General features: G+C 69.1%; 11 protein-coding genes. 3 read left to right on the top strand and 8 right to left on the bottom strand.

Annotated features, from left to right (window positions below):
- Positions 1-18: 18 nt before the first annotated feature.
- The 3 genes from RGI145_RS16920 to RGI145_RS16910 are packed head-to-tail and all read right to left on the bottom strand — an operon-like array spanning position 19 to position 3,172.
- The gene (locus RGI145_RS16920; RefSeq protein ID WP_075799281.1) at positions 19-1,176 is read right to left on the bottom strand and encodes an iron-containing alcohol dehydrogenase; all 1,158 of its coding nucleotides are present in this window, start codon (positions 1,174-1,176) and stop codon (positions 19-21) included.
- Positions 1,176-1,967 carry an AttM family quorum-quenching N-acyl homoserine lactonase gene (gene attM, locus RGI145_RS16915; RefSeq protein ID WP_075799280.1) on the bottom strand — a complete coding sequence of 264 codons (792 nt, stop codon included), beginning with the start codon at positions 1,965-1,967 and terminating at the stop codon, positions 1,176-1,178. The genes RGI145_RS16920 and attM overlap by 1 nt, the downstream gene beginning before the upstream one ends.
- Positions 1,968-2,002: 35 nt before the next feature.
- The gene (locus tag RGI145_RS16910; RefSeq protein ID WP_075799279.1) at positions 2,003-3,172 is read right to left on the bottom strand and encodes an iron-containing alcohol dehydrogenase; all 1,170 of its coding nucleotides are present in this window, start codon (positions 3,170-3,172) and stop codon (positions 2,003-2,005) included.
- Between the two features lie 397 nt (positions 3,173-3,569).
- On the opposite strand from RGI145_RS16910, the gene RGI145_RS16905 reads away from it, so the two are divergent.
- Positions 3,570-4,880: a dicarboxylate/amino acid:cation symporter gene (locus tag RGI145_RS16905; protein ID WP_075799278.1), complete on the top strand. Its 1,311-nt coding sequence runs from the start codon at positions 3,570-3,572 to the stop codon at positions 4,878-4,880.
- A 44-nt stretch (positions 4,881-4,924) separates the two neighbouring features.
- Here the strand turns inward: RGI145_RS16905 and RGI145_RS16900 are convergent, their stop codons facing one another.
- Together RGI145_RS16900 and RGI145_RS16895 are read right to left on the bottom strand one after the other, a co-directional pair.
- Positions 4,925-5,467, bottom strand: a complete 543-nt coding sequence (locus tag RGI145_RS16900) for a cytochrome b (RefSeq protein WP_075799277.1) — start codon at positions 5,465-5,467, stop codon at positions 4,925-4,927.
- Between the two features lie 118 nt (positions 5,468-5,585).
- Positions 5,586-6,623 (bottom strand): Bug family tripartite tricarboxylate transporter substrate binding protein, encoded by a 1,038-nt coding sequence (locus RGI145_RS16895; RefSeq protein WP_237183114.1) that lies wholly within the window; start codon positions 6,621-6,623, stop codon positions 5,586-5,588.
- A 338-nt stretch (positions 6,624-6,961) separates the two neighbouring features.
- Between RGI145_RS16895 and RGI145_RS16890 the strand changes: the two genes are divergently transcribed.
- On the top strand, positions 6,962-7,822 hold the full coding sequence (locus RGI145_RS16890; RefSeq protein ID WP_075799276.1) for an HpcH/HpaI aldolase family protein: 861 nt from the start codon (positions 6,962-6,964) through the stop codon (positions 7,820-7,822).
- A 146-nt stretch (positions 7,823-7,968) separates the two neighbouring features.
- Entirely contained in the window at positions 7,969-8,862 is an 894-nt protein-coding gene (locus RGI145_RS16885) for a substrate-binding domain-containing protein (RefSeq protein WP_075799275.1), read from the top strand.
- A 64-nt stretch (positions 8,863-8,926) separates the two neighbouring features.
- Here RGI145_RS16885 and lldD read toward each other — a convergent pair whose 3' ends face one another.
- Genes lldD through lldP form a run of 3 tightly spaced genes read right to left on the bottom strand, consistent with a single transcriptional unit; the run spans position 8,927 to position 12,674 of the window.
- Positions 8,927-10,114: an FMN-dependent L-lactate dehydrogenase LldD gene (lldD, locus tag RGI145_RS16880; protein ID WP_237183113.1), complete on the bottom strand. Its 1,188-nt coding sequence runs from the start codon at positions 10,112-10,114 to the stop codon at positions 8,927-8,929.
- Positions 10,111-10,956 carry an FCD domain-containing protein gene (locus RGI145_RS16875; protein ID WP_075799274.1) on the bottom strand — a complete coding sequence of 282 codons (846 nt, stop codon included), beginning with the start codon at positions 10,954-10,956 and terminating at the stop codon, positions 10,111-10,113. Before RGI145_RS16875 ends, lldD begins: the two co-directional genes overlap by 4 nt.
- Positions 10,956-12,674, bottom strand: a complete 1,719-nt coding sequence (lldP, locus tag RGI145_RS16870) for an L-lactate permease (RefSeq protein WP_075799273.1) — start codon at positions 12,672-12,674, stop codon at positions 10,956-10,958. The genes RGI145_RS16875 and lldP overlap by 1 nt, the downstream gene beginning before the upstream one ends.
- Between the last annotated feature and the right edge of the window lie 410 nt (positions 12,675-13,084).

Here is a 13,084-nt window from a genome sequence, read left to right as displayed (position 1 = left end):
CGCCGGCCGGCCGCGCCGCTACAGCACCGCGCGGTACATCGCGACGACATCCTCGCGTGCCATGTCGCGCGGGTTGTTGGCGAGCAGGCGTTGCAGCCCGCCGACCACCTCCTCCGCCATGCCGGGAAGGTCCGTCTCAGCGACGCCAAGTTGGCTCATCCGCGTTTCGAGGCCGACGCTGCCGACGAGTTCCTCCAGCGTGGCGACGAAGGCCTCGGCGGCCTCCCCCGCGCTGGCGAAGCGGCGGCCGGGCAGCAGGCAGGGGGCCAGTTCGGCATAGGCTTGCGCCGCCGCGGGCAGATTGAAGCGGAAGACCGGCCCCATCACCAGCGCGTTGCTGTGCCCGTGTGGCACATGGAAGCGCGCCCCGAGCGGGTAGGACAACGCATGCACCGCCGCGACGGAGGCGTTGACGAAGGCCATGCCGGCCAGCATCGCGCCTTCCAGCATCGCCTCACGTGCCTGGAGGTCCGTGCCATCCGCCACCACGCGGCGCAGGTTGCCGCCGAGCAGCGCCAGCGCCTTCACCGCCAGCGCGTCGGAGACCGGGTTCTTGCGCGTGCGGCTGGTATAGGCCTCGATGGCATGGACCATCGCATCCAGGCCGGTCGCGGCGGTGACGCGCGGCGGCATGCCCAGCGTCAGCCCCGCATCCAGCAGGGCGATGTCGGGCAGGAGCTGCGGCGCGTAGATCGCCTGCTTCTCGTTGCGCTCGCTGGTGACGACCGAGGCCCAGGTGACCTCGGAGCCGGTCCCGGCGGTGGTCGGCACCTGGATCAGCGGCACGCGCTGCCCGCGCGCCTTGTCCTGGCCGTAGAGATCCTCGATCGCCTGGTCGGAGCGCAGCAGCAGCGCCACCAGCTTCGCCGTGTCGAGCGAGCTGCCGCCGCCGAGGCCGACCACGCCATCCGCCGCGAAGTCCCGCGCGGCGGCCAGGGTGGCGCGCACCACGGCCACCGGCGGATCGGCCTGCACGCCATCGAGCACGCGCGCGGTGAGGCCAGCGGCGGTGAGGGCGGAACGGGCGCGCGCCGCCAGCCCGCCCTCCACGATGCCGCGGTCGCAGACGATGGCGACACGCCGCGCGCCCAACCCGGCCATCAGCGTGCCCAGCCGGTCCAGGCCACCCGTCTCCGCGACGATGCGGGGGACGGAAAGGAAGGTGAAGCCGGGCATCAGTCGTAGTATTCCGGGGCCTTGCGGAAGCCGGGCCAGGCATCCGGGTCATGGCCGGTCACCACCTGGGCCTTCGTGCGCTCCGCCAGGTGGCGCAGCTTCTGCACGGAGCGCACCGTGTCCACCGTGGAGGCGAGGAAGCCGGGCAGCGCCTTCTCCTCCCAGTGGTCGGTGGTATAGGCGGCATCCACGGTCAGCAGCATCGGCCCGGACTTCGGCAGGCGGACCAGGAAGCTCTGGTGCCCCGGCGCATGGCCCGGGGTGAAGACCGTGGTGAGCGTGCCGTCGCCATAGAGGTCGAAATGGTCGTCGGCCGTGCCGTTCAGGAACTCCCAGCGCAGGCCGGGGCGGTCGAAATCCTTGCGGATATAGCCGCCGGCGGCGAACCAGTCCGGGGTGAAGGCGTATTCGTATTCCGCCCGCTGCACCACATGCGTGGCGTTGGGGAAGCGGCCGATCGCGCCGGTATGGTCGAGATGCAGGTGGGATTGCAGCACGAAGCGCACGTCCTGCGGCCGGATGCCGAGGCGTTCCAGTTGCGCGACGCAGCCTTCCTCGGGCTTCATCTCCGGCCAGTACACGTCGCAGATGCCGCCCCAGTGGCCCCGCGCGTCGGTGGCGACCTCCACCGCATTGCCGCCATCGATGATGGTGTGGCCCTGCGGATGGGTGATCAGGAAGAAGGGCACGGGGATCTCGTAGGGCGCGCCGTCGCCCTGGTTCATCTTGATGTTGTGGACCTTGCACTTCAGCGTGCCCGACTGGAGCATATAGAGCCGGATATCGCTCATGGCGTTTCCCTGTCGCTGATCGTTGTTCCGTCGCCTCAGAAGGCTTCGCGGTAGAGGGCGAGGGCGTCGGCCTCCGTCACCTCCACCGGGTTGTTCACCAGCAGCCGCGTCTGCTTCATCGCATCGGCGGCGAGCATGGCGAGGCTGTTGTCGGTGACGCCCACATCGCGCAGGCGCCGCGGTGCGCCGCTGCCATCCATCAGCCGCTGCATGCTGTCCACGAAATGCAGGGCGCGTTCCTCGGACCCGCCCGCGCCGGGACCGTTCAGCACGGTGTCGAGTTCGGCATAGAGGGGCGCGGCGGCACGGGCGTTGAAGCGCAGCACCGGCCCCAGCATCAGCGCGTTGGAGAGGCCGTGCGGCACGTGGTAGTGCCCGCCCAGCGGATAGGCCAGCGCATGCACCGCCGCGACCGGCGCGTTGGCGAAGGCCTGGCCCGCCAGCATGGCACCGAGCAGCATGGCCTCGCGTGCCGCGCGGTCCCGCCCGTCCCGGCAGGCGGCGAGGAGGTTGCCGCCGAGCAGGCGCAGCGCCTCCCGCGCCAGGGCGTCGGAGAGCGGGTTCTTCTTGTGCCGGCTGGTATAGGCCTCGATCGCATGGACCATGGCGTCGATGCCGGTGGCGGCGGTGTGCAGCGCCGGCAGGCCCAGCGTCAGCTCCGCGTCCAGCAGCACCGCATCCGCATAGAGCTGCGGCGCCACCACGCCCATCTTGGTGGTCTCGCCGGTGGTGAGGATGGAGATGTTGGTGACCTCTGACCCCGTGCCGGCGGTGGTGGGCACCAGCACCAGCGGCAGGCGGGAGCCCGTCACCTTGCCGATGCCGTAGATCTGCGACAACTCCTGCTCCGCGACCAGCAGCACCGCGGCCAGCTTGGCGACATCGAGCGAGGAGCCGCCGCCCAGGCCGAGCACGATCTCAGCCCCGGCCTCGCGCCCCTGCCGCACGCAGTCGAGCAGCACGGATTCCGGCGGGTCCGCCACCACCGCGTCGAAGACGGCGGCATGGAAACCCTGCGCCTCCAGCCCGGCCAGGACGGGAGCGAGCAACCCTGCCTTCACCAGCCCCGCATCCGTCACCACCAGGACGCGGCGCCCGCCGTAGCGGGCGGCCAGCATCTCGCCCAGGCGTTTCGCCCCACCCCATTCGACCTGGACCGAGGGGACCGTGCGAAACTCGAAGGTGGGCAGAGGACCGGTGGACATGCGTTGCTCCGTTCGGATTGTTCTGGCGCTCCGCTTCCAGCGCCTGAGCAGGCAGGGCTACAGGCGCCGCCCGGAGCCCCCCGTCGATGGGGAGCGGCTCAGGAGAAAGGCGGCAAGGGCGGAGACACGGCGTTTTCCTCGGGCGAACCGTTTCGGTTCTGTTCTGTAACCATGCACTGGAGTGCCGGGGCCGGATTCGGTTTCCAGGACGATCCTCCTGGCTCTCGGAAGCTGTCAAGGGTCGCCTGCCAGGCGCCGGCGGCGATCCGGTCGCCGGCCGGGAGAGGGAAGGAAATTCAGCCAATCACCCTGGCATCGCAGGGAAGTGATCCCTAACAGGGCCCGCTCCGGGCTCCATGCCATTCCAGCCTGCCGAACGAAGAATGAAGACCACACCATGCAGAGACTGACCACCTACATCCTCGTCGCCATGCTGCTCGGCATCGGCGTCGGCTATGCCTGTCACGAGGTCTGGCCCGATCCGAACACCTCCCGCGCCATCGCCGGCTACATCTCGCTGATCAGCGACATCTTCCTGCGCCTGATCAAGATGATCATCGCACCGCTGGTCTTCTCCACCCTGGTCGTGGGCGTCGCGCATATGGGCGATGTCGGGGCGGTGGGGCGGATCGGGGGCAAGGCGATGCTGTGGTTCGTCACCGCATCGCTGGTCTCGCTACTGCTGGGACTACTCCTCGTCAACCTCCTGCAGCCGGGGGCCAGCCTGGACCTGCCGCTGCCCGCGGCCGGGGCGACGAGCAGCGTCCAGGCCTCCTCGCTCACGCTGCGGGACTTCGTGGCGCATCTCGTGCCCGTCTCGATCTTCGACGCCATGGCGCGCAACGAGATCCTGCAGATCGTCGTCTTCTCGCTGCTCTTCGGCGTGGCCGCCGCCGCGCTGGGGGAGAAGGCGCGCCCCGTGGTGGTATGGATCGAGGCGCTCTCGCACATCATCCTGCGCGTCACCGGCTATGTCATGCTGATGGCGCCGCTGGCGGTCTTCGCCTCCATGGCGGCGATCGTGACCACGCAGGGGCTGGGCATCCTCGTCACCTACGGCAAGTTCGTGGCGGAATTCTATCTCGGCCTGGCGATCCTCTGGTGCCTGCTGACGGCGGTGGGCTTCCTGTTCTTCGGGCGGCGGGTGATCGAGCTGGTCTCGCTGGTGCGGCAGCCCTTCCTGCTGGCCTTCAGCACCGCCAGCAGCGAGGCCGCCTATCCGCGCCTGATGGAGCAGCTCGCGCGATTCGGCGTGAGCCCGAAGGTGATCAGCTTCGTGCTGCCGCTGGGCTATTCCTTCAACCTCGACGGCTCGATGATGTACTGCACCTTCGCCGTCGTCTTCATCGCCCAGGCCTACAATATCGACCTCACCTGGGGGCAGCAGGCGGTCATGCTGCTGGTGCTCATGCTGACCAGCAAGGGCATGGCCGGCGTGCCGCGCGCCTCGCTGGTGGTGATCGCGGCCACGCTCTCCACCTTCAACATCCCCGAGGCCGGGCTGCTGCTGATCATCGGCATCGACCAGTTCCTGGACATGGGCCGGTCCGCCACCAACGTCATCGGCAATTCCCTGGCGGCGGCCGTGGTCGGCAAGTGGGAGGGCGACCGGACGCCGGAACCCGGCTCGGCACCGCAGCCGGAACCGCTGCCCGGCACCTTCGACGAGGCCGAAACGCGGGAGGCCGCCACCGCCCCGGTGGCCTGACAGAAGCCGCCCTCTCCGGCGGGGGGGGCGTCGGAGGGCGCGCTTCAGACGCGCCGACGGCGGCCGCGTGTCATCAGGCCCAGCACGTCGTCGTGCCAGAGGTAGCGGTGCACCAGGGCCATCGCGACATGGCCCAGAATGAGCGCCAGCAGCACCCAACCCAGGAAGCTGTGCAGCAGGTCGCCCGGCGCCATCATCCAGGCGATCTTGCCCTCGAAGCCGCGCATCACCGGAATGCCATAGGGCGTGAAGGGCTCTCCCGACCCGTATTGCCGCAACAGCGCCAAACTGGGGATGAGGATCATCAGCGCGTAGAGCACCAGGTGCCCCATGGTCGCGAGGTGCCCCAGCCGGCCCGGATGCGGCGGGCGGCGCCGAATGTTCAGCAACCCCCAGGCGCCGCGCAGCAGCACGAGCACGAGCAGCGTGAAGCCCATGGTGAAATGCGTGCTGCCGACGAGTTTCGTCACCCCGGCTTCGGGCACGGTGACATAGAGCAGGGCGCCGGCGAAGTGCCAGGCGAAGCAGGCGGCCATCAGCCAGTGCAGCGTGCGGCTGACGATGCCGTAGCCCGCGGGACTGTCCATGCCCCGAACCCTCCTTGGCGCTCCTGGCCGGGGCGGTCCCCCCTGCCTTCACGCCCGGGATCTGGTCCCGCATCCCCCGGCTGCCTAGCCGTGGCCGCAGAGGTTGTGATCCGGCGGCCTATTGCTTCTCGATGCCCGCCTTCTCGATCACGACGCGCCAGCGCTCCATCTCCTTCGCGGTCAGCGCATCCAGATCTTCCGGGGTGGAGCCGCGCGGCTCCACCCCGGCCTCCAGCAGGATCTTCTCCACATCGGGCATGCGGAGGATGGCGTTGACCTCCCTGCTCAGCCTCTGCCGGATCTCGATCGGCGTGCCGGCCGGCGCGACGAGGGAGTTCCAGGATGCGACGTCGAAGTCCGGCAGGCCGGTCTCGATGAGCGTCGGCACGTCCGGCAGGTTGACCACCCGCTTCGCCTGCGTCACCGCCAGCACGCGCAGCTCCCCGCCCTGCATCTGCGACCAGAGCGGCCCCAGCGTTTCGAAACCCACCTGCACGTCGCCGCGCAGCAGCGCGTTGATCAGCTGGGGCGTCGAGTTGAACGGCACGGTGGTGGCGGGCGAGCCGGCGAGGGACTTGAACATCTCCGCCGCCAGGAACTGCGTGCTGCCGACGGCGATGGTCCCGATGTTCATGTTGCCGCCGTCCTGCCGCGCCTGCCGCAGGAAATCCGCCGCGGTGCGGAGAGGCGAGCTGGATGCCACCACGATGGCGATCGGGAAGAAGGCCAGGGTGGTGACGCTGGCGAAATCCTTCTGGATGTCGAAGGGATAGGACTTGAACAGGGAAGGCCGGATCGCCGTGGCGTTGCCGGAGGTCATCAGCGTGTAACCGTCGGGTGCCGAGGCCATCAGCTGGTTCCCCGCGAGGATGCCGCCCGCGCCCGCGCGGTTGTCCACCACCACCGGCTGGCCGACGGCCTTGGACAGCTTCTGCGCCGTCAGCCGCACCACCAGGTCGCCCACGCCGCCGGGCGCGTTGTTCACGATGATGCGGATCGGCTTGTTCGGGAAGCCGGGCTGCGCATGCGCGGCGTCGCGCAGGCCGAAGGCACCAAGGGCCGATGCACCCAGGGAAGCAGCGAGGAGCGATCGCCTCGATGCCATGCGCCGGGCGACGGGCGTGTTCCAACCTGGCGGATCGTTCTGGATCTTCATGGCCGTTCCTCCGCGGGTCCTGCGGGGCGGTGCGCCGTGTCGGTCTCTGCCCCGGAAGGTGCCTGCATAGCAGACGGGGTCCGGCAGTCGCCGGGAGCGGCCGGGGAATCAATCGCGCCCGGGGCAGAAATGATGGCCGTCGCGCGGGCCTCCGGCGAAGCCCTGGGCCGGGCGTCGCATCCGCACGAGGCCCGCCGCGCCGCAGGATGCAACGGCCTCCATGGGCCTCGCGCCCTTCGGGCGAGCGGACGCAGATTCAATCGCATGCCCGGCCATACCAATCGGCGCGCCGCCGGGCGATGCTCTAGGCTCCGCAACCAGCTCACGGGGATACAGCGATGACCGACAGCCAACGTCTCAATGGCGTCATCCGGGCATGGGAACAGGGCAAGCCCGCCTTCACCGCCTTCGCCAAGGTGGACAGGCAGACCGCGACCGAGATGACCGACGCGCCCTATGACGGCATCGTCTATGAGATGGAGCACAATCCCTACGACGTCGCCGGGCTGGGCGATGCGCTCCAGTACATGCTCAACCGCAAGCAGATCGCCGCTTCCGGCTCGGTCGCGCCGTCGGTGACGCCACTCGCGCGCATCCCCGCCAACGGCATCGAGATGAACCAGGCCTTCGCCAAGCAGGTGCTCGACCGCGGCGTCTATGGCGTGGTCTGGCCGCATGTCCATACCGTCGAACAGGCCTACAACGCCGTCGCCTCCTGCCGCTATGCCCGCCCGAAGGATGCGCCGCTGTACGAGCCCAAGGGCGTGCGCGGCGACGGCCCGGCGGCGGCGGCGCGCTACTGGGGGCTGACCCAGACGGAGTACTACGCGAAGGCGGATGTCTGGCCGCTGGCGCCGCAGGGCGAGCTGCTGGTCGGGCTGATGATCGAGAGCACGACGGCGATCGAGAATCTGGACGACATGCTGGCGAACGTGCCCGGCATCGGCTTCTGCCTGATCGGCGAGGGCGATCTGAGCCAGGAGCTGGGCTATCCGCGCCAGTACGAGCATCCGGTGGTCGTCGATGCGATGCGCAGGATCGCGGAGACCTGCCACAGGCACAAGGTGGTGGTCGGCAACCCGCATGTGACCGCGAAGAATGTCGAGCGGCTGCTCCAGGAAGGCTACCGGTTCCTGATGTCGGCGCCCAGCCGCAGCTACGGCGTGGTCGGACAGGGCCGGGAACTGGCGGGCTACTGACGAACGGCGCCGGGAGCCCCGCCGCCTTGTGCGGCGGCCGGCTTCCGCCTGCCGGCGATATCCGCCCGGAGAGCGTGCCCTCCGTCGCGGCGGAGGGCCCGGTGCCGATCGAAGTCAAGCTCTAACCGAGGCAAGGAGAGGGACGCATGGTGACCACGGCGGTGATGACGCTGAAGACCAACCTGGCCGACTACCCGCAGACCAGGGCGATGAAGGACGGGCGCGTGACGTCCGATATCGTGGATCTGGAGTATTGCGGCCCGGTGCAGGCCCATGACGGCTTTAAGCCGATGCTGCGCGAGAACAGGTTCGACGCGGGCGAGCTGGCGATCGTCACCTACCTGCAGGCCAAGGTCTACGGGAAGCCCTTCCTCGCCTTGCCGGCGCCTATCTCGGGGCGCTTCCAGCACCATTGCGCCGGCTTCAACCGCGAGCTCGGCCACCTGAACCCAAAGGATATCGAAGGCAGGCGCGTCGGCGTGCGCACCTATGCGCAGACGACCGGTCTGTGGGTCCGCGGCGTCCTCCAGCACGAGTACGGCGTCGATCTCGACAAGGTGACCTGGTGCACGGTCGGCGAGGGGCATCTCGCCGAGTATTCCGACCCGCCGAACTGCGAGCGCCTGCCCAAGGGGTCCGACATCGGCCAGATGATGCTCGATGGCGAACTCGCGGCGACGCTCCAGGGCGTGGACCTTCCCAAGGACCCGCGTGTCGAACGGCTGATCCCCAACGCGCAGGCCGCCGCGCGGGACTGGTACGCACGCGAGGGCGTGGTGCCGATCAACCACCTGTTCGTCGTGCACGAGGATCTCGTGAAGAAGCGGCCGGACATTGTCCGCGAGATCTACCGCATGATCGGCGAGAGCCGGCGGCTGACCGAGGGCGGCCTGCCGGACCCCTTTCCGCCCATGGGCTTCGAGGCCAACCGCAAGGGCATCCAGCTCGCCATCGACTGGGCCCATGAGCAGAAGATCATCCCGCGGAAGCTCTCGATGGACGAGCTGTTCGACGATGTGACGGGCAGCCTGGAAGGATAGGAAGGAGCGTCACGGAGGGGGCGGCAGCCGGAGTCTTCGGGCGGAGGGCTGCCGCCGGCCCGGGTTACGACAGCGCGCCCTGCCGCTCCACCCTGGCGGCCACCGGGCCGCGTTCCAGGAAATTCTCGTTCAGGTCGGTCACCCGGGCCGCGCCGGTGAGGGTCATGGCCACCCGCATCTCCTTGTCGATCAGGTTCAGCAGGTTCAGCACCGCCGCCTCGCCGCCCGTGGCCAGCGCATAGACGAAGGCCCGGCCCAGCATCACCGCATCCGCCCCCATGGCCAGCGCGCGGACCACGTCCAGCCCGTTGCGGAAGCCGGAATCCGCCAGGATCGAGAGCTTTCCCTTCACCGCCGCGGCGATGGCGGGCAGGGCCCGCGCCGAGGAAAGCACGCCGTCGAGCTGCCGGCCGCCATGGTTCGACACGACGATGCCATCCGCGCCGAAGCTCACCGCGTCACGCGCATCCTCCGGGTCGAGGATGCCCTTGATGACCATCGGCCCCTCCCAGAAGTCGCGGATCCATTCCAGGTCCTTCCAGGAGATCGACGGATCGAAATTGGCGCCGAGCCAGCCGATATAGTCCGCGAGCCCGGTCGCCTGGCCGCGATAGCGCGACACGTTGCCCAGGTCGTGCGGCTTGCCCTTCAGCCCGACATCCCAGGCCCAGAGGGGATGCGTCATCGCCTGGACCATGCGGCGGAACGCCGCGTTCGGCCCGCTCATGCCCGAATGCGCGTCGCGGTAGCGCGCGCCGGGGGTCGGCATGTCCACGGTGAAGACCAGGGTGGTGATCCCGGCCGCCTTGGCCCGCTCCAGCGCATTGCGCATGAAGCCGCGGTCGCGCAGCACGTAGAGCTGGAACCAGATCGGCTTCGTGACCGCCGCGCTCACCTCCTCGATGTCGCAGACCGAGACGGTGGAAAGGGTGAAGGGGATGCCCTTGGCCTCGGCCGCGCGCGCCGCCTGCACCTCGCCGCGCCGGGCGAACATGCCCGTCAGCCCGACCGGCGCCAGCACCACGGGCATCGACAGGTCCTGCCCCAGCACGCGCGTTTCCAGGCTCAGGTCGGACATGTTCTGCAGCACGCGCTGCCGCAGCGCGATCTCGGCCAGGTCATCGACGTTGCGGCGCAGCGTGCGCTCCGCATAGGCGCCGCCATCGGCGTAGTGGAACAGGAAGGGTGGCAGCCTCCGGCGGGCGGCTTCGCGATAGTCGGAAGGGGAGGAGATGATGGGGGAAAGGATCACGGGTCTGTCTTCCGGTCAGCGCCACCGCTTCGTCCTGGCCGATGGGGATGGGGCAGGGGGGAACGTGGCGGGTTGGAACGGGCGAGGCGGGCCTCGTCCTCGTCGATCGCCTTCAGGGTGAGGCGCACGAAGTCGATATGGGCATCCGAGGCGGCGCGTGCACCGTCGGGATCGCCGTCGAGCACCGCCTGCATCAGCAGCCGGTGCTGTTCCGCCAGGGCCTCGGGGACCCGTGGCACGAGATAGAGCTTCTCCAGGCTCTGCGAGGTGCTGGCCGCCAGAAGGTCGAACATGCCGCGGATGACCTGCTGCAGCACGAGGTTGTGCGACGCCTCGGCGATGGCGAGGTGGAAGGCGGCATCCACCCGGGCCAGCACGGCCGGCGTGGCGTCGTCGCCATCCTGCAACGTCGCCTCGAAACGCTCGCGCAGCCGCTCGCGGTCCTCCGCCGTGGCCCGCCGCGCGGCATGGGCGGCGGCCGCGCCTTCCAGCGAGAGGCGGAGCTCCAGCACGTCGTAGCGGTAGTCCGGGTTGTCGCGGAACAGCTGCTCCAGCGGCTCCACGATCGCCTGCCGTCCCCAGCTCTCCCCATGGGCATCCGGCAGCGCCCGGACGAAGGTGCCGCCGCCCTGGCGGCTCGACAGCAGGCCCTGGCTGGCGAGCATCTGGATGGCCTCCCGCACCGAGGAGCGGGACACGCCGAACTCGCCGGCCAGCGCGCGTTCGGCCGGCAGCCGGTCGCCCACCCCGAAATCCCCCGCCACGATCCGCTTCCGCAGCGCCGTGGCGAGCTGCGAGGCGAGCCGTTCGCCGTCGGCGGGGGATGTCGCGGCCTGGTCCATCAGGGGATCATACCGGTCAGCCAGTAGGCCTGCACCAGGGTGATCAGGCCGGCCATGCAGGCGAAGGCCAGGCTGTGCCGCACCGTGAAGCGGAAGAGGTCGGATTCGCGCCCGACCAGCCCCACCGCGGCGCAGGCGATGGCGATCGACTGCGGCGAGATCATCTTGCCCGTCACGCCGCCGGTGGTGTTCGCCGCCACCATCAGGATATCCGACACCCCGATCTGCTGCGCCGTCGTCGCCTGCAAGGCACCGAAGAGCGCATTCGACGACGTGTCCGAGCCGGTCAGGAAGACGCCGACCCAGCCCAGGAAGGGCGAGAAGAAGGGGAAGGCCGCCCCGGTATGCGCCAGGGCGAGCGCCAGCGTCGCCGAGAGGCCGGAATAGTTGGCGATGAAGGCGAAGGCCAGCACCATGCCGATGGAATAGATCGGCGTGCGCAGCTCGGCCAGTGTCTCGCCGAAGGTCCGCACCGTGTCCACCGGCCGCTGGCGCAGCAGCAGGGCCGAGAGCAGGGCGGCCAGGAAGATCGCCGTGCCGGTCGCGGAGAACCAGTCGAGGCGGTAGATCGCGTCATAGGGCACCGGCGCGGCGGTGATCGGCGGCATCTTCTCGACCAGCCGGTGCAGCGAGGGCACGGGGATGGCGAGGACCCAGCCGCTCAGCGCCCCGCCCGCGGCGAAGAGGGCCTTGAAGGGCTTGATGCTCCACAGCGTCACCATCGCCGTGAGGATCAGGAAGGGCGACCAGGCCAGCGCGATCTCGCCCGGCGTGTGGCGGCGCCCGGGGGAGGAAGCGGGGGCCGACGCCGCATCGCCGACCGCCGCGACCTGCGCCCCGGCGGGCCGCGCCCGGGCCAGGCCCGAAGCCTCCGCCTCCGCCGTCTCGAAGCGGAAGATCCGCGCCGGCTTCCAGACACGCAGGAAGAGGGTGAGGCAGAGCAGGGAGGCCAGGGAGGAGGTGATGTCCGGCAACTCGGGGCCGATGAAGTTCGAGGTCAGGAACTGCACGATGGCGAAGGAGCCGCCCGCGACCACGACCGCCGGCCAGGTTTCGCGCACGCCGCGCCAGCCATCCATGATGGCCATGACCCAGAACAGCACGATGAGCGTCATGAAGGGAAGCTGGCGGCCCGCCATCTGGCCGATGACAAAGGGGTCCAGCCCCGTCACCTGCCCGGCCACGATGACGGGAATGCCCATGGCCCCGAAGGCCACCGGTGCCGTGTTCACGATCAGGCAGAGCCCCGCCGCGTAGAGCGGCCGGAAGCCCAGGCCGACCAGCAGCGCGGCGGTGATCGCGACCGGCGCGCCGAAGCCCGCGGCGCCCTCCAGGAAGGCGCCGAAGGAGAAGCCGACGATCAGGAGCTGCAGCCGCTGGTCCTCGGTGATCGAGAGGATCGAGGCCCGCACGATCTCGAACTGCCCCGTCCGGACCGAGATCTTGTAGAGGAAGACCGCCCCGATGATGATCCAGGCGATCGGCCAGAGCCCATAGACGAAGCCATAGGCCCCGGAAGCGACGGCCTGCCCCATGGGCATGCCGTAGAACAGCACGGCGACCGCGAGGGCGAGCGCCACCGTGATCGTGCTGGCGACATAGCCCTTCAGCCGCAGGACCGTCAGCGCCAGGAAGAAGAAGGCGATCGGCACGAAGGCGATCAGGCTCGACAACCAGATATTGCCCAAGGGGTCGTAGTTCTGCGGCCAGGCCGACATGGATCGTCCTCCACACTCACGGGTGCGAGTGGCTCTCGGTGAGACTGAATTGGTAGGACCAATTCAGTGTGTTTTCCCTGAGATCCGGTTCTATCGACCCGGACTTTGCATGGTCAACTGTCTTTTAACAGTCTGAGCTGGATTATTGGTCAGACCAAAAATTCACTCCGAAGATTGACGACAGGACGCCGCCCGGAATGGCCACCGGGTCAAGAAGGCGATTTCCGCATGGGAGAAGATGCAGGACCCGTGCGGAACTCGCAGCGGAATGCCCTGGCGAAGTCCCTGGGATCGGAATCAGGGAGAGGGACCGGCGCGCGGTGGCGATAACGAGACCGATGCCCATCGCCAGGACGGCCGGCATCGCGTCATGCGCCGTGTGCAGGTCGATCGGAACGGGCAAAGGGATG

The organism is Roseomonas gilardii, assembly GCF_001941945.1.
In the GTDB taxonomy this organism is placed as follows: Bacteria; Pseudomonadota; Alphaproteobacteria; order Acetobacterales; family Acetobacteraceae; genus Roseomonas.
This window is presented reverse-complemented; position numbering and strand designations above follow the sequence as displayed.